The 15,516-nt window shown below is 66.6% G+C and carries 12 protein-coding genes and 5 pseudogenes; 9 read left to right on the forward strand and 8 right to left on the reverse strand.

Annotated elements, in window-relative coordinates:
* Window positions 1–152 precede the first annotated feature (152 nt).
* Genes K9U41_RS01910 through K9U41_RS01920 form a run of 3 tightly spaced genes read left to right on the forward strand, consistent with a single transcriptional unit; the run spans window position 153 to window position 2,555 of the window.
* On the forward strand, window positions 153–1,067 hold the full coding sequence (locus tag K9U41_RS01910; RefSeq protein WP_432715716.1) for a DUF1403 family protein: 915 nt from the start codon (window positions 153–155) through the stop codon (window positions 1,065–1,067).
* Window positions 1,068–1,069: 2 nt separating this feature from the next.
* Window positions 1,070–1,753, forward strand: a complete 684-nt coding sequence (scpB, locus tag K9U41_RS01915) for an SMC-Scp complex subunit ScpB (protein WP_282639165.1) — start codon at window positions 1,070–1,072, stop codon at window positions 1,751–1,753.
* Between the two features lie 7 nt (window positions 1,754–1,760).
* The gene (locus K9U41_RS01920; RefSeq protein WP_282639166.1) at window positions 1,761–2,555 is read left to right on the forward strand and encodes a hypothetical protein; all 795 of its coding nucleotides are present in this window, start codon (window positions 1,761–1,763) and stop codon (window positions 2,553–2,555) included.
* A 284-nt stretch (window positions 2,556–2,839) separates the two neighbouring features.
* Here K9U41_RS01920 and K9U41_RS01925 read toward each other — a convergent pair whose 3' ends face one another.
* Window positions 2,840–3,286 carry a hypothetical protein gene (locus K9U41_RS01925; RefSeq protein ID WP_282639167.1) on the reverse strand — a complete coding sequence of 149 codons (447 nt, stop codon included), beginning with the start codon at window positions 3,284–3,286 and terminating at the stop codon, window positions 2,840–2,842.
* Window positions 3,287–3,294: 8 nt separating this feature from the next.
* Here K9U41_RS01925 and K9U41_RS01930 point away from each other — a divergent pair.
* A pseudogene (locus K9U41_RS01930) lies at window positions 3,295–3,459 on the forward strand (transposase); the annotation flags it as partial.
* A 114-nt stretch (window positions 3,460–3,573) separates the two neighbouring features.
* Window positions 3,574–3,957 (forward strand): annotated as a pseudogene (locus K9U41_RS01935) (IS5 family transposase); the annotation flags it as partial.
* Here K9U41_RS01935 and K9U41_RS01940 read toward each other — a convergent pair.
* The 7 genes and pseudogenes from K9U41_RS01940 to K9U41_RS01965 form a co-directional block, all read right to left on the reverse strand.
* Window positions 3,944–4,858 (reverse strand): annotated as a pseudogene (locus tag K9U41_RS01940) (proton-conducting transporter membrane subunit); the annotation flags it as partial. The pseudogenes K9U41_RS01935 and K9U41_RS01940 sit on opposite strands and share 14 nt — an antisense overlap.
* Window positions 4,855–5,208, reverse strand: coding sequence for a Na+/H+ antiporter subunit C (locus K9U41_RS01945; protein WP_282639168.1), 354 nt, complete (start codon window positions 5,206–5,208; stop codon window positions 4,855–4,857). The gene K9U41_RS01945 and the pseudogene K9U41_RS01940, both read right to left, overlap by 4 nt.
* Window positions 5,209–5,211: 3 nt before the next feature.
* On the reverse strand, window positions 5,212–6,489 hold the full coding sequence (mbhE, locus tag K9U41_RS23835; protein ID WP_349237821.1) for a hydrogen gas-evolving membrane-bound hydrogenase subunit E: 1,278 nt from the start codon (window positions 6,487–6,489) through the stop codon (window positions 5,212–5,214).
* The gene (locus tag K9U41_RS23840) at window positions 6,386–8,065 is read right to left on the reverse strand and encodes a proton-conducting transporter membrane subunit (protein WP_349237822.1); all 1,680 of its coding nucleotides are present in this window, start codon (window positions 8,063–8,065) and stop codon (window positions 6,386–6,388) included. The genes mbhE and K9U41_RS23840 overlap by 104 nt, the downstream gene beginning before the upstream one ends.
* A 137-nt stretch (window positions 8,066–8,202) precedes the next feature.
* Window positions 8,203–9,036, reverse strand: a complete 834-nt coding sequence (locus K9U41_RS01955) for a universal stress protein (protein ID WP_282639169.1) — start codon at window positions 9,034–9,036, stop codon at window positions 8,203–8,205.
* Window positions 9,037–9,195: 159 nt separating this feature from the next.
* Window positions 9,196–11,949 carry a cation-transporting P-type ATPase gene (locus K9U41_RS01960; protein ID WP_282639170.1) on the reverse strand — a complete coding sequence of 918 codons (2,754 nt, stop codon included), beginning with the start codon at window positions 11,947–11,949 and terminating at the stop codon, window positions 9,196–9,198.
* 372 nt (window positions 11,950–12,321) lie between these two features.
* Window positions 12,322–13,068, reverse strand: a pseudogene (locus K9U41_RS01965) (IS256 family transposase); the annotation flags it as partial.
* Window positions 13,069–13,101: 33 nt separating this feature from the next.
* Between K9U41_RS01965 and K9U41_RS01970 the strand changes: the two are divergent.
* The 4 genes and pseudogenes from K9U41_RS01970 to K9U41_RS01985 all read left to right on the forward strand — a co-directional run.
* On the forward strand, window positions 13,102–13,428 hold the full coding sequence (locus tag K9U41_RS01970) for an ABC transporter permease subunit (RefSeq protein WP_394107365.1): 327 nt from the start codon (window positions 13,102–13,104) through the stop codon (window positions 13,426–13,428).
* Between the two features lie 360 nt (window positions 13,429–13,788).
* Window positions 13,789–14,127 (forward strand): type II toxin-antitoxin system RelE/ParE family toxin, encoded by a 339-nt coding sequence (locus tag K9U41_RS01975; protein WP_282639173.1) that lies wholly within the window; start codon window positions 13,789–13,791, stop codon window positions 14,125–14,127.
* An 11-nt stretch (window positions 14,128–14,138) separates the two neighbouring features.
* Window positions 14,139–14,420, forward strand: a complete 282-nt coding sequence (locus K9U41_RS01980) for a helix-turn-helix domain-containing protein (RefSeq protein ID WP_282639180.1) — start codon at window positions 14,139–14,141, stop codon at window positions 14,418–14,420.
* Between the two features lie 210 nt (window positions 14,421–14,630).
* Window positions 14,631–14,912 (forward strand): annotated as a pseudogene (locus K9U41_RS01985) (site-specific integrase); the annotation flags it as partial.
* Between the last annotated feature and the right edge of the window lie 604 nt (window positions 14,913–15,516).

Genomic DNA, 15,516 nt, shown 5'->3' on the forward strand with positions numbered 1-15,516 from the left:
AAGGTGAATAACGACCGATAATGCAATATTATCGGATGTTTTTATTCGACGACAGGGCGTGCGGTTAAATGTGAAAATCGTGGCAATAACCGCACGCTCGCTGTACCCTGCCGCCCATGAGAAGGCCCGATTCGACGCCCGCTCCCACCGTCATGCCGCCGGCCGTACCCGGCTGGGCCGTGCCGCGCGCGCCGGTCGCCGACCCGGTCGAGGCTGCCTTCCTGGCTGGCGCAGCGTTGAATTCCCTCGACAATCTGGTGCGAGCAGAGCCGCCCTGGGCTGGCGCCTGGCGCCAGCGGGTGGCCCTCAGCGCGGCCGCGAGCGTCGCCCGCCTGCTCGGCCACCACGAGGATGCGGCGGCGCTGCGCGATGCCTGGCACCTGCGCCCGCCCGGCGCCGATCCGGGCCCCGCCGGGAACCTGCTGGCCGCCTGGCGGCGCCTGGCCTCCCGCTCCCCGATCATTGACGTCGACGGCGTGCGCTCCCTCGCCAATCTGCTGGGCCTCGCCTGGGCGCCGGCGTTCGAGCGCCTGCCGGAAGCGATTGGGGCGGCCGCGGCTTCCGGCCGGCCGGCGCCGCTCGCCGCCGCTGCGGTCGCCGGCGCGGTTCCCGCCCTTGGACCCGCGGCCGAGGCGCTCGCCTGGTGGCTCGCGGACCTCGTTTTGGCTGCGCGCCTGCGCTGGCCGATCCCGGTGCCGGTGCTTGCCACCCAGGTCCACGCGCCAGTGCTGCGCGGCGGTCCGGGCGGTCGCCGGCATCGGCCGGGAGGGGAGGGGGGCGAGCTGGCCCTGTGCCTCGCCGCGGCCGCCGGCGCGGCGGAGGCCTGCCGCCTTGCCGCCGAGATCGGCCGCCGCGCCGATCGCCTCGCTGTGGTGGCGCCGAAGCTGCGCGCCAAGGGGGCGGGGGAGGCGGTCCGGCTGCTGCTCGACGACGATGCGGTGTCGGGCTCCCTGACGACACCCTCGCTGTCGCGCTGGGCATCGCGCCGGCTGTTCGAGCGGCTCGCGACGCTCGATGCGGTGCGCGAGCTTTCGGGCCGGCCTACCTTCCGGCTTTACGGGCTCTGACCATGGCCCGCCGGCGCCGCGCCACCACGGGTCTCGACACCGAGCTCGCCGAGCTGCCAGCGGAGCTACGCTGGCGCGAATGGATGGCCCGGGTCGAGGCGGTGCTGTTCGCCGCGCCCGGGCCCGTCGACCGGGAGCTGCTGGCCCGCGTGGTCGGTCGGAGCTGCAGCATCGAGCTCGTCATCGAGGACATCCGCGAGGCCTTGCGCGAGCGCCCCTACGAGCTGGTGGCGGTCGCCGGCGGCTGGCAGCTGCGTACCCGGCCGCGCCATGCCGAGGCCATCCACGCCGCATTCGGCTCAGAACCCGCACCCGTTCAGCTGTCCGAGACCGAGATGCTGGTGCTGGCCTCAATCGCCTACCACCAGCCGGTGACCCGCAGCGCTCTCGGCGAGATGATCGGCAAGGCGGTGAGCCGCGATGTCATCGCCGCGCTGCGGGCGGGGGATTTCATCGGTCCCGGGCCCCGCAGCCCGCAGCCGGGCGCGCCTTACACCTACGTGACGACGGCGGGTTTCCTGTCCCACTTCGGGCTCGACACCCTGCGCGACCTGCCCGACATCGAGGCGCTCGAGGACGCCGGGCTGCTCGACACGGTGCAACTGCGCGCCGGCGGGTTCCCCCTGCCGGGCGACGATGAGGACGATCTCGGGCCCGAGAATGGGGAAGACGAGGAGGGAGATTGAAGGCGCCATGAGAACGCAGCCATTCACCAGGCCGACGATTGTCGCGGCCAACGAGTTCCTCGCCGAGTCCATCCGGACGCACACACAGATCAACAAGATCGTGCTCCGCCTGGGCCTGGAGACGGAGATCCCGGACGACACCTCGCTTGGAATCGAAAAGAAGTGTGATCGGCTCGGTCGGACCATACTCGATCGCGTGTCCGTGCCGGTGGAAACCCTCGATGGGAGGTTCTCGCTGGCCGAGGCCTTTGTCCGCGAGGCGGTAAGCTTGGCCGAGCAATCATCCTCGAGCGCCCGCCAGAGGAATCTGTTGCGCGGGCTGGCACGCGACGGCTATGTCGTGGTCTGGGGCGGATGGCGCGAGGCGCCCGATCTGCGGGCCGCCTTGCCCGAAGAGGTGGATCTGCCGGCGGCTGATGACGAGGTCCGGGGATTGCTGAAGCAGTTCGGTTTCACGGTGACGCTCCGACATCTGGATCAGGCCATCGAGGCGCACACGCGCGGCGACTGGGAGGCCGCGAACGCGCAGTTGCGGACGTTCCTCGAGGGGCTGTTCAACGACATCGCCCGCTCTATCAACCCATCCAGAGCGGCCCGGCTGCAGGAGGGCGCCAACATGCGGCAGATGCTGGCGGACACCTCCATCGAAGGCCTCTTCAAGATGCTCCACACCGATGGATCGCACCCCGGCCTGTCCGACAAGGATCACTGCACGTTCCGCCTCCATGTCGTGCTGGTGACCGGGCGGACCTTTCTTCGGCGCCTGCAGCAAGGGCGGCTGTCCTCGCTCCCGCCTGGCTAGGGTTACGGCTGAGGCGCGCAGGTGACCGGCACAGTAGTCTCGAACGGCGTGCCCGCAATGGCGGACAGCACGTCGCTCCTCTGCGCAGCGGGACCGCACTGGATCTCGAGAAGCTGGATGTCGCAGAAATCGTTGTGTTGGCCAATTGGCAGCGGCCAGTATCGATTCTGGCCGTCAAATTCGGTCTCGCCTCGGCCTCCTGAGTATCTCATTATGAGCAGCCGCACCTCATTTTCCCGATGAAGCGTGGCCGGCAGATAGAAGGCGCCGATCTTCGACACCGTCTACGGCACAAAGGGTGGCTCACCCTCGGCTGCAAGCGTGCTGTTCAGTTCCGTCAGGAGCGTGCCTGCGGGTGGTTCATACTGAATCTTCCGCAGCTCGGCGCGCGAGGGGTTCACCGAGAGCTTCAATCGCACTCCGGTGCCGCCCAGCGCAAAGGCGCGCCATAGTTCGAATTCGTCACCGCCACCCGGACATGTCAGCGAAATGTAGAAGAGGTCCTTGGACAAGGTCTTGAAGTACGGCTCACTATCCGCTGAATCGAGGTAACCTTTCAGCCGATGCTTGATGGCGAAGGGTTCGAGCTCACCCTGATCAATGCGCTTGCGGACCCAATGGAGGCGCAGGTGCCCCGTCTTGGCAATACCCTTCAGCGAATCGGCGGGTGTAGTGAAAAAGCTCCGCTGGCTGTGGTGCGTGCGGAAACATGTGGTTGAGGATCGCGTCACGCCACCGCTTCGTCGTCCTTCCCAAGCGCTGGATCGTCGAGCGAACGCTGGCCTGGATCAGCCGCTGCCGCCGCCTCGCCAGGGACTATGAACGCCACACCCGGAAAGCCGCAGCCTTCATCCGCCTCGCCATGATCCGCCTCATGCTCAGGCGCCTGGCCTTAAGCCAATGATCAGGAATCAAAACTTCCCGGATCGGCTCTAAGTGTCTGTCCGCGAACATATTGAATCGGATGAATCATTTGTGATTCAAGAGAGGCGGCCTGATTCTGAGGGAGCCGCCGCCGATGTGGACAGCCGAAAACCGCGCCCGCTATGACCGCAGCCGCCTGCGCTATCCGTCCGACCTCACCGACGAGGAATGGACGCTGATCGCCCTGCGCATTCCGCCGGCCAAGCGCGGCGGCAACAAGCGCACGGTGAACCTGCGCGAGGTGGTCAACGGGCTGATGTACATCCTGAGCACCGGCTGCCAGTGGCGGGCGATCCCCAAGGACCTGCCGCCGCGCTCGACGCTGTATGATTACTTCGATCTGTGGAGCTGGGACGGCACGCTCGACCGCATCCATCACGCCCTCTATGTCGAATGCCGCGAAAGAGCGGAACGCGAGGCGTCGCCCACCGCCGCCATCATCGACAGCCAGAGCGTGAAGAGCGCCGAAAAAGGGGGGTTCCCACCAGCCCGATGGCGCCCACCCCCAGCGTCACCAGAGCCGCCGGAATGACGAACGGCGCCGCCGCCAGCGCCAGCGGTCCCGCATCGGCGCCGAAGACGAGGCCATAGACCCGGATGATGGCATAGGCGCCCACCTTGGTCATGATCATGAACAGGGCGGCGGCGGGCGCGGAGGTGCCGGCATAGGTGGCCGGAAGCCACCAGTGCAGGGGCACCAGCGCCGCCTTGGTGGCGAAGACGAGGAACAGCAGCAGCGCGCCCACCTTCAGCAGCGCGGTGTCGGCCTCCGCCACCTGCGGCACCTTCACGGCGAGGTCGGCCATGTTGAGGGTGCCGGTGACGGCGTAGATCAGCCCCACCCCCACAAGGAAGACGACCGAGGCGAGCAGGTTGATGGCCACGTACTGGAAACCTGCCTTCAGCCGGCCCGGGCCGCCGCCATGCAGCATGAGCCCGTAGGAGGCGATCAGCATCACCTCGAAGAACACGAACAGGTTGAACACGTCGCCGGTGAGGAAGGCGCCGTTGATGCCCATGAGCTGGAACTGGAACAAGGGATGGAAGTGCCGGCCCCGTCCGTCCACGCCGCCGGCGGCATAGATCGCCACGCACAAAGCGAGCACGGCGGTGAGCAGCAGCAGGGTGGCCGACAGCCGGTCGAGCACCAGCGTGATGCCGTAGGGTGCCGGCCAGTCGCCGAGCCGGTAGGCGCGGACCGTGCCGTCCGATGCCTGGGCGAGGAGGAACGCCGCGATCCCCACCAGGAGAAGCGTGACGCCGATGGAGGCGATGCGCTGGCCGGCGAGATGATGGCGCAGGGCGAGGACCAGGAAGGCCGCCGCCATGGCCGGCAGGATCACCGGCAGGATCGTCATGTGGTCCAGCGGCGCGGTCATGCCCCGACTCCCGCGTCGGTCCGGCGCGGGGCGTCGAGGGTGCTGTGGTCGGAGCCGGTCTCCAGATAGCCGCGCAGCGCCAGCACCACGATGAGCGCGGTCATGCCGAAGGAAATGACGATGGCGGTGAGCACCAGCGCCTGGGGCAGGGGATCGGTGTAGCCCGGAGCGTCCGGCGAGATCACCGGCGGGCGGTCGATGGTGAGCCGGCCCATGGCGAACAGGAACACGTTCACCGCATAGGACAGGAAGGTCAGGCCGAGGATCACCGGGAAGGTATGGGCGCGCAGGATCAGGTAGATGCCCACCGTGGTGAGGATGCCGATGGCGGCGGCGACGAGAAGCTCCATGGCTCAGCCCTCCCTGCCGGTAGCGCCGGAGGCGGCGCGTTCCAGCGGCACGTCCATGGCGTCCTTGCCCTCGGGCGCCGGATCGATGCGGCGGGCGACGCGGGACAGCTGTGCCAGCGACAGCACCATCACCCCCACCACGGTGAGGAACACGCCGAGGTCGAAGGCCATGGCCGAGGCCACCTCGAACGTGCCCACCACGGGCCAGTGCAGATAGCCGAACGTCGAGGTCAGGAACGGCCGGCCGAAGGCGAAGGCGGCGATGCCGGTGAGGCCGGCGATGGCCACGCCCGCGCCGATCATGGACTGGGCATCCACCTTCATGCGCTCCGCCGCCCAGCCGTAGCCGGAGGCGATGTATTGCATGATGAGGGCGATGGCCACCCCGAGGCCGGCGATGAAGCCGCCGCCGGGTTCGTTGTGCCCGCGCAGGAAGATGTAGGCGCCCACCACCAGCGACAAGGGCAGGAGGACGCGGGTTGAAACCACGAGCAGGAGGGGATGGGCATCCCGGGATTCGGTCCGGGGCAGCATCGCCTTGATCCGCCGCACCGCCGCGCCCTTCAGCGCCGGATCGAGCAGGGCGTAGATGGCGAGCGCGGCGATGCCGAGCACGATGATCTCGGCGAAGGTGTCGTAGCCGCGGAAGTCCACCAGGATCACGTTCACCACATTGGTGCCGCCACCGCCGGGCTTGGACTGGGCGAGGTAATAATCGGAGATGGATGTGCCGTCGCGCGTCAGGACCGCATAGGCGAGGCCCGCCACGCCCAGCCCGGCGAGGCCGGCGACGGTGCCGTCGCGCCAGCGCACCGCCCGGCTCTCCTCCCTTGGCGTTGCCTTCGGCAGGAGGTTGAGGGCGAGCAGCATGAGGATGGTGGTGACCACGTCCACCGAGATCTGCGTCAGGGCGAGGTCCGGGGCGGAGAATTGCAGGAAGGCGAGGGCCACCACCACGCCCACCACGCCGGTGAGGATCAGCGCCGTCAGCCGTTCGCCATGGAACAGCAATACCGCACCGCTGGCCAGGACGAGGGCGAGAAAGGTGGTCACGGCGGGCGCGGTCACGGGCAGGAGAGGGCGGGTGCCGGCGCCGTGGGTGGCGCTCCAGAAGCCGTAGCCGCCGACCGCGACCAGCGTCGCCACCGTCACGCCCATGTAGCGGGTGAGTGCCCCGTCATGCAGGGCGCCGAGGCTGCGCCGGCACGCCACCACCAGGGCGCCGGTGGCCAGCTCGAACATGGTCTTGGCGTCGAGGCGCGGCAGGCGCGCGCACGCCATCGGCCCGGCGGAAGGCGAGGACCAGCGCCGCGCCGCCGGCGAAGGCCAGAAGGCTCATGAGGAGGGCCGGCGTGATGCCGTGCCACAAAGCGAGGTGATAATCCGACAGCGGCCCGCCGATCACCGCCCCGGCCGTCAGCGCCACCAGCGGCCCGGCCACGGGAGCGGGAAACAGGCCGATGGCGATCACCGGCACCACCAGCACCGCCACGGGCAGCCACACACCGAGCGGCGGATCGTGGGGATGGTGCGGATAAACGTGCCGCGCGGGGCCGAGGAAGGTGCCGATGGCGAAGCGTGCCGCATAGGCCACCGAGAAGACGGCCGCCACCGTCGCCAGCACGGGGAAGAGGAAATCGAGCCCCAGATAGGAGGTGTGCGCCGCCTCCTCCAGCATCATCTCCTTGGAGAGGAAGCCGTTGAACAGGGGCACGCCGGCCATGGAGGCGGCGGCGATGAGCGCCAGCGTCCCGGTGATGGGCATCAGCGCCATGAGGCCGCCGAGGCGGCGGATGTCGCGGGTGCCCGCCTCGTGATCGACGATGCCCGCGCTCATGAACAAGGCCGCCTTGAAGGTGGCGTGGTTGATGACGTGGAACACGGCCGCCACCGCCGCCATGGGCGTGCCGAGGCCGAGCAGCATGGTCATGAGACCGAGGTGGCTCACCGTGGAATAGGCCAGTAGGCCCTTCAGGTCGTTCCTGAACAGGGCGATGGCGGCGCCGAGGAGCATGGTGGCGAGCCCCACCGGCGCGACGATGAGGAACCAGGCGTCGGTGCCCGCCAGCACCGGCCACAGTCGCGCCAGCAGGAACACGCCCGCCTTCACCATGGTGGCCGAATGGAGATAGGCCGAGACCGGCGTCGGCGCCGCCATGGCGTGGGGCAGCCAGAAATGGAACGGGAACTGGGCGGACTTGGTGAAGGCGCCCGTCAGCACCAGCGCCAGCGCCGGCAGATAGAGCGGCGAGGCGCGCACCATCTCGCCGCGGGCGAGGATGTCCGTGAGCTGGTAGGAACCCGCCGCCTGCGCCACCAGCAGCAGGCCGGCGATGAGCGCCAGCCCGCCGCCGCCGGTGATGACCAGCGCCATGCGGGCGCCCTGCCGGGCCTCCGCGCGCTTGGTCCAGAAGCCGATGAGCAGGAATGAGGTGAGGCTCGTCAGCTCCCAGAAGACCAGCAGCGCGATGACGTTGTCGGACAGGACCACGCCCACCATGGCCCCCTGGAACAGGAGCAGGTAGGCGAAGAAGCGGCCCATGGGATCCTCGCGCGACAGATAGAAGCGCGCGTAGACGATCACCAGCAGGCCGATGGCGAGGATCATGGCCGCAAAGAAGAAGCCGAGCCCGTCCGCGAACACGGACAAGGAAAGGCCCCTGGACGGAACCCAGGCCACGCCCGCCATGGGGACCGCGCCGGAGAACACCGCCGGCGCGTGGGAGAGGAGCAGAGCGAGGGCGAGCAGCGTCACGGCGCCCGTCGCCGCCGCGCAGGTGTTGCGCCCGGAGCGGATCACCAGCGGCGGGATCAGGGCGCCGAGGAAGGGAATGAGGATTACGAGAAGCAGTGTCACCGTCGGATGCCTCGTCACGCCTGGCTTTGGTCAGGTGGATGAGGCTCTGCGAGCCCCGGTGGAATGTGGCGGCCCTGTTTGGCCGAAGCGCTCCCGATATGGTTCAAGGGGCGCGGGCCGATGGCCCGGCTGCCGCGCTAATGGTACAGGAAGATGCAGGATTTCGGCGCGCCAATGAGGCTCTGCGTCGTCGATCCGAAGAGGAATTCCTTGAGACCGCGATGGCCGTAGGCGCCCATGACCAGAAGCTCGGCCTGGCCATGGGCGGCCTGCACGCCGATGATCTCCGCGGGGGGCTCCGCGGAGCCGATAGGGCGCGGATCGGCCTCGTATCCATGGAGATGGAGGTAGGCCGAGGCTTCGCCAGCCAGCCGCTCCGCGGTCTGGAGGTTCGAATCGACGGAGGAAACTTGCACGCGACGGCCCTTCCAAGCGCCGATCAGCACGAAGAGCTGGAGCGCGCGCATGGCCGGCAGGCTTCCGTCATAGGCGATGAGGACGGAGCCTACGGAGGGAAGCTGATCCGGGCAGACGAGAACCGGACGCGGGGTCGTGAAAAGCAGCTGATTCAAGGTGTCGGAGTTCCGCTCGCGCTGTGTGCCGCGAAAAGTGACATCGTGACCGGTGACAACAAGATCGGACGTCGCGCTTGCGGCCGTCACCTGTTCAAAGGGATCGCCGTCGAAGCTGATGCCTTTTGGTACGATTCCGTCGTTGGCACACTCTCTCTCAAAGGTTTCCGCGACACGCCGGCGCGCCTTCTTGGCCTGAGCCTTGAGGCCCGTTTCCATCTGCGCGTGATACGCCGCACCGCCGATGGTGCCGGGCATGGGAGCTTCGATGAATGACAGATCAACTCCTGACACTGATGTGATCTGGGCGTCCTGCGCCTTGACGAGCCGCCGGGCATATGCGCTCGCCACGGCACTGGAGGTGCTCTCGCCGAGCAGGACCAGCACGTTTTTCAGCATCGAAGGTTTCCTCCGCGGATCGTCGTCCCCTGGATAGACTGTCAGCCATCTCTCCGAAAGCTACGCTTTCAGCCTTCTACCACGAGACGCAGCGTCACGCAGAGCCCGGGGTGTGTCACGGCGCGCGAGATGCCATCCTCGCGCAAGGGTCCCTCCCTTTCATGCGTGCCGCGCGCCCCACGCGGCAGCAAGCCGCTTCTCCGCCTCCACGATGACCAGCAGCGCAACGCCGACCGCAACGATGGCCATGCCATCGCCAAGCGACACGGGACGGCTGCCGAAGACCGCCTGCATCGGAGGCAGATAGGTGAAGGCGAGCTGTGCCCCGACCACGGTGGCGACACCGGCCAGCACGGCCCGCGTGCCGAGAAGCCCTTGCCAGGTTAGCGAAGTGCCATGCACGTAGCGGACACTGAACAAATAGAAGATCTCCAGCACGACGAGCGTGTTGACCACCATGGTGCGCGCCGTCTCGACCGACAGTCCACGGGACGTGGCCCAAGTATAGATGCCGAACGTCCCGGCGACCATGAGGGCGGACACGAACAGGATGCGCCACAGGAGGCGGCCCGAGAGCAGCGCCTGGCGGGCGGGGCGCACGGGACGCCGCATCGCCCCCGGTTCCGTCGGTTCGAAGGCGAGGGTCAGGCCAAGCGTGACAGCCGTGATCATGTTGACCCAGAGGATCTGCACCGGCGTGATGGGAAGCGTGAGGCCGAACAGGATCGCCAGGATGATGGTGGCGGCCTCGCCGCCGTTGGTGGGCAGCGTCCAGGCGATCACCTTGGAGAGGTTGTCGTAGACGGTGCGCCCTTCGCGCACGGCGGCGACGATCGAGGCGAAATTGTCGTCGGCGAGCACCATCTCGCTGGCTTCCTTGGCGGCCTCGGTGCCCTTTCCGCCCATGGCCACGCCGACATCCGCACGCTTCAGCGCTGGCGCGTCATTGACCCCGTCGCCCGTCATGGCGATGATCGAGCCGTCCAGCTGGAGCGCCTCGACAAGGCGGAGCTTATGCTCGGGACTGGTGCGGGCGAAGACGGTCGCCTCCAGGGCGTGCCTGCGGAACGAGGCATCGTCCATCCCATCGAGTTCCTGGCCGGTCACGCTCTTCGGATCGTCGCCAAGGCCGAGTTGGCGCGCGATGGCGCGTGCCGTCGCGGCGTGATCGCCGGTGATCATCTTGACGCTGATGCCCGCCGCCTTGCATTCGGCGATCGCCGCCACCGCCTCCTGGCGCGGCGGATCGATGAGCCCCACCAGACCGAGCAGCGTGAGATTTTGAGCGACCTCGGCCGGCGAAATCTCCTGTGTGCCCGCCTCCAGGGGGCGCCGTGCGATCGCGATGACCCGCTGGCCACTTTCGGCGAGGGCATCGATCCGGTTGTGCCAGAGGCGGTGATCGAGCGGCCGCTCGCCGTCGAGCGCCGCCACATGGCTGCACATGGCGAAGATGCGTTCGGGCGCGCCCTTCACGTAGGCGACCACCGGCGGCTGCGCGTTGCCGGCATGGAGCGTCGCCATGTAGCGATGCCGGGAATCGAAGGGGATCTCATCCAGGCGGGGGAAGCTGGTCCGGACGGCCGTCGGTTCGTGCCCGGCCTTGATCGCCAGCGAGAGCAGTGCCCCTTCCATGGGATCGCCGTCGACCAGCCAGTCCTCGCCGCGTTGGCGCAGGTGAGCATCGTTGCAAAGGAGGGCAGCAAGCGACAGATCCACCAAAACCGGATCACTGGCGGGATCGAGCGGGGCGCCTGCCTTGATCCGGAAGCCGCCCGTGGGCGCATAGCCAGCGCCCTCGACCTCGATCTCTCGGTCGGCGGTGACCACCATGCTCACGGTCATCTCGTTGCGGGTCAGCGTGCCGGTCTTGTCGGAGCAGATCACCGAGACGGAGCCCAGCGTCTCGACGGCGGGCAGGCGCCTGACGATGGCGTTGCGGCGCGCCATGCGCTGGACGCCGACGGCGAGCGTGACCGTCATCACCGCGGGCAGGCCCTCGGGGATGGCCGCGACCGCAAGGCCGACCACAACCATGAACGCTTCGTCCAGGTCGTAGGCTCGGGCGAGCGTGGCATAAGCGAACACGAGAGCGGAGATGCCGAGCACGGCAATGGTGATCTGGCGGGCGAACCGGTCCATCTGCCGGATGAGGGGCGTGGTCAGCTGCGTCACCGCACCGATCATGGTGCTGATCCGCCCGAGCTCGGTGGCGGCGCCGGTTGCCACGACGACGCCGATTCCCTGTCCGCCGGTCACGAAGGTGCCGGAGAAGGCCATCGACAACCGGTCGCCAAGTGCGGCGCCGGCATCGACGGATTGAACCGATTTGTCGACGGGAACGGATTCTCCAGTGAGGGTCGCCTCGTCCACCCTCAGGCTGCGCGCCCTGAGGAGCCGCAGGTCCGCCGGCACCCGGTCGCCGGCCTCGAGCATCAGGATGTCGCCAGGAACGACCGCGTCCGCTCCAACCGTGACACGGCGGCCGTCGCGGATGACCGAGGCGTGCGGGTCGATCATCGCGCGGATGGCATCAAGAGCCTTCTCGGCGCGACCTTCCTGAACAAAGCCGATGATCGCGTTGATAAGTGTGACGGCAAGGATCACGAGGGCGTCCGTGCCATGTCCCATCGCCGCGGCCAGCCCCGCTGCGGCCAGCAGGACATAGATGAGGAGATTGTGAAATTGCAGCAGAAAGCGCGCGAGAGGACTGCGCGAGGTCCCCTGAGGCAGGCGATTGGGACCATAGGCCTCAAGGCGACCCGTTGCTTCGCGCTCGGAGAGGCCATCGATGGTCGTGCGAAGCGCGTCGAGAACCGCATCGGGCGCGAGGGCGTGCCAGGCTGAGTCGGGTGCGACGTCGGGTGAGGCCGGTGGTCTATTCACATCAAGCACTTCACTCGTTTTGTGCATGCCGTCTCGCTCCGTCAGGACGATCGGTGACGCGATCACCGTCCCTCACTTGAGAAGCGTCGGTGGGACGTCGCGATTGCGACGGCTGACCGGTCACTTCAGCGTCTTCCATATCACGCGAACCGACAACACTCGGCGACGGCCTCCGAGGAGCCGATCGCTTTGTGGGCTGACGCTGCCTGCGATGCGCCTGGCTTTCTGCGGGGTCGCGCTCCCTGTGCCGCCGATTTGACTGTCGATGGGTGTAGGCGGCGGGCGCCTTGCGGGAAGCGGAGCGCCCGTGGCCGGCCATCGCGACCAGATGAGTTTGTGCTCGCCCTTGTCGCGCTGGACGAGGGAGGCGTAGGCACGGGGTCGTGAAGGACGGATCGTCGCCGCGTCACGCCATCTCTTCACGTTGCGGCAAATCCGACGGATGGTACCGTTCATGTTCTCGATAATGTTGGTGCAGGCGAGCGATCGACGCAACTCGGTCGGCAGGTCGAGGCGGGTGACGATGAGGATCTCGTCGAGGCCCTCCAGGATGCTGGCCGACACGCCCGGGGCCTCGCGCTCGAGGCCACGGGCGAGATTGCGGATCAGCTTTTCGGCCTTGTCGGCGTCATCGAGTTCCCAGGCTTGGCGAAGAGCCCTGCGCACCGAGGCATGCAGGGATTTCGGCAGCCGTTCGGTGATGTTGCGGGCCTTGTGGACCTGACAGCGCTGGATCGGCGCCCTTCGCCCGAAGCTGTTGCGGATCGCGTTCGACAGGGCGCGTGAGCCATCAATGATGAACAGGCGACAGACGGAGGGATCGAGGCCGCGGCCGACCATGTTGTTGGGCAGGGCCTGGCAGACAGCGGCGTTCTCGCTCGCCCCTTCCATGACCCCGAGCGGGTGCTTGTCGCCGTTGCCGTCGACGCCGACCGCGGCCAGCAGGATCAGGTCCTGATCGATATGAATACCGTCGATCTGGATAACCAGCAGATCCAACGGGGAAAGGTCGGCGGCCATCCACGCCTTCATTTTTTCGGCCGACAGCGCCACGAAGCGACGCGACACCGCCGATTTGGTCACCCCGGCTCGGTCACTGCGCCGCCCCTCGTCATCGCCGGCTGGCACGTGGACTCGCCGGTGGAACGCTGTCTGCTCGTCCTCGCCATCGCCGTCCTCGTGGCGCTCGGCGCCGCGAACCTGGTGCGGGGCAATCTCGGCCGGCAATGGATGGCGATCCGCGACATGGACATCGCGGCCGAGATCATCGGCATCCGCCCCATGCAGTCGAAGCTGACCGCGTTCGCCATCTCCTCCTTCATCCTGGGGCTCGCCGGGGCGCTGTGGGCGTTCGTCAACCTGCGCTCGTGGGAGCCCTACGCTTTCTCCATCGACCGCTCGTTCCAGCTGCTGTTCATCGTCATCATCGGCGGGCTCGGCTCCATCATCGGCTGCTTTTTGGGGGCGGCTGTGAAAACGCGCCGAAGTGGACCCCGGGTGGGATAAGGGACAACCCGTTGATCTGGTTCGTTAACTTAGCAGATAATGGGGGTCCCGATCGGCGCCGATCGGGACCCCCATCGGAATGAAATCGTCGGCCAAATCAAAGTGTTACGGCTATATGAGTTGGGGCGCTGCTTCGATGCTTATTCATACCAGGCCTCACCGAGACCGGAAGATGGTGACAAACGGCGGTCTCCGGGATAGCCTGACGACACTATCTACTTGATTTTATTCCATAATGTTGATTTCTGCGACTCGCGATTTTCCCGTCCTGACAGGAGTTCGATCGAGGCATGTCCCATGAAGCGAGCGCCAGCCTTTTGCACATTGCGCGACTGTCTCTGTTTTGATACACTCACCTAAATGGAGCCTGCGACCTCAAAGCCGATTCATTTTCTTGGTGACAGCCGCGAGGTTCTACGAAACTTCCCAGACGACGCACGCTGTAGCGCGGGCGTTGAACTCCGGGCGGTGCAAACGGGCCTCGAACCGTCCGACTGGAAACCCATGAAGACGGTCGGGGCGGGCGTTAGGGAAATAAGGATCAGAGAGGCATCAGGCGCGTTTCGCGTGATCTATTTGGCGACGTTGCCGGATCGGGTGCTTGTGCTTCATGCATTCCAGAAAAAGACGCAACAGACTGCACAAAAGGACATTGATCTAGCCGCGAAACGGCTGAAAACTTGGAAGGCGGAACAATGAACGCCGAAATTGTGAATGTTGAAGTCTTCGATAGCGTCTTTGACGCGCTGGCCGATACGCCGGCAGAGGCGGCGAATCTGACGGCGCGCGCTGACCTGCTGCTGGGCATCCGCGAGCGGGTCAAGTCGTGGAACGTGCCGCAGGATCAGGCTGCGAAGCGCCTCGGCCTGACGCGGCCCCGGCTGAACGATCTCCTGCGCGGAAAGCTCGACAAGTTCTCGCTGGACGCCCTGGTCAACGTGGCGACGGCGGCGGGCTTCAAACTGCATATCCAGCTCGAGGACGCTGCTTGAGAAAGCATCCCCCTCGCCGGCAATGCAAAGCCGAGTCATCGTTATAAGCGATGGCCTACGATCATTTCATCGCCCAGACCTATCTCAGAGGGCGTTTGAGAAGGATTGAACAAACCCGCTGACGCGGGAGTGGCGCGTGCATTGGCTTGAATGGCTTCCTGATGGGAAGGTTTGTTTGCTGAGACCAACCCCTGACCAGGAGACCATCCCATGGCTGAAGCCACGGCAGCGGTAAGCCCGCTGCGCCGTCGCATGATCGACGACATGAGCTTGCGCAACCTGTCGCCCGCGACGCAACGATCCTATCTGCATGCGGTGGCGAAGTTCAGCCGTTATTTCGGCTGGTCGCCGGATCGGATGGGGCTGGAGGACGTCCGTGCGTTCCAGGTTTATCCGGTGTCGCAGGGCATTTCCTGGCCGACGCTGAGCCAGACGGTCTGTGCGTTGCGTTTCTTCTACGGCGTGACGCTGGACCGGGCGGAGATCCCGGACGTCGACATCGCGATCTACAAGCACCCGCCGCCCGTTCGCCATCACGATCTCGATCCGGCCGCTGCCGTCCGCCATCAGCGGGCCGGTCGCCGCCGCGACCTCCGGCACGATCACAGCCGGAACAAATCCTGCGCTCGAAGCCGGACCAAACCGCCCGGCCCATTACGGAATTTAGGCAGCCCAACGTCTGCATCACGGTCCTGAACAGTGCGAGCCCCTGAACCACGATGGGCTGGAGGCGGGATGGTAAGGTTCGCCTACCACCCCGCCGTGCCTGCTCCCATCAGGGCTCGGAGCAGACCTGGAACCTTAACGTGTGGTGCCGGGCGATACCAGTCGCCATCGTCGGGATGATGTGGGCCAGGGCAAACCGAACGGCGCTCCGACAAGCCTGCCGCGGTTCCTGTCGACTGATACACTGCGATCTCAGTCATCTTCAACAACGGCGCGCTGCGAGAACGCAAAATCCTGTAACTCTGTTGATTTCCACTGAGAGTTGACCCGGTAGGCACGGATTTTTCCATCGAGAAGTGACCCATGTTTTCACCACGTCTCACGCGGCATCGCGGGGGACAGCGGAGTGATCGACATGGAGTTATTGAGC

This window comes from Xanthobacter autotrophicus (assembly GCF_029991245.1).
GTDB classification, from domain to species: Bacteria; Pseudomonadota; Alphaproteobacteria; order Rhizobiales; family Xanthobacteraceae; genus Xanthobacter; species Xanthobacter autotrophicus_C.

Bases quoted from the DNA above. Each gene is read 5' to 3' on its own strand.
- K9U41_RS01910 (WP_432715716.1), top strand. From the start codon at position 153: ATGCCGCCGGCCGTACCCGGCTGGGCCGTGCCGCGCGCGCCGGTCGCC.
- scpB (WP_282639165.1), top strand. From the start codon at position 1,070: ATGGCCCGCCGGCGCCGCGCCACCACGGGTCTCGACACCGAGCTCGCC.
- K9U41_RS01920 (WP_282639166.1), top strand. From the start codon at position 1,761: ATGAGAACGCAGCCATTCACCAGGCCGACGATTGTCGCGGCCAACGAG.
- K9U41_RS01945 (WP_282639168.1), bottom strand. From the start codon at position 5,208: ATGGAGCTTCTCGTCGCCGCCGCCATCGGCATCCTCACCACGGTGGGC.
- mbhE (WP_349237821.1), bottom strand. From the start codon at position 6,489: ATGGCGTGCGCGCGCCTGCCGCGCCTCGACGCCAAGACCATGTTCGAG.
- K9U41_RS01955 (WP_282639169.1), bottom strand. From the start codon at position 9,036: ATGCTGAAAAACGTGCTGGTCCTGCTCGGCGAGAGCACCTCCAGTGCC.
- K9U41_RS01960 (WP_282639170.1), bottom strand. From the start codon at position 11,949: ATGCACAAAACGAGTGAAGTGCTTGATGTGAATAGACCACCGGCCTCA.
- K9U41_RS01975 (WP_282639173.1), top strand. From the start codon at position 13,789: ATGGAGCCTGCGACCTCAAAGCCGATTCATTTTCTTGGTGACAGCCGC.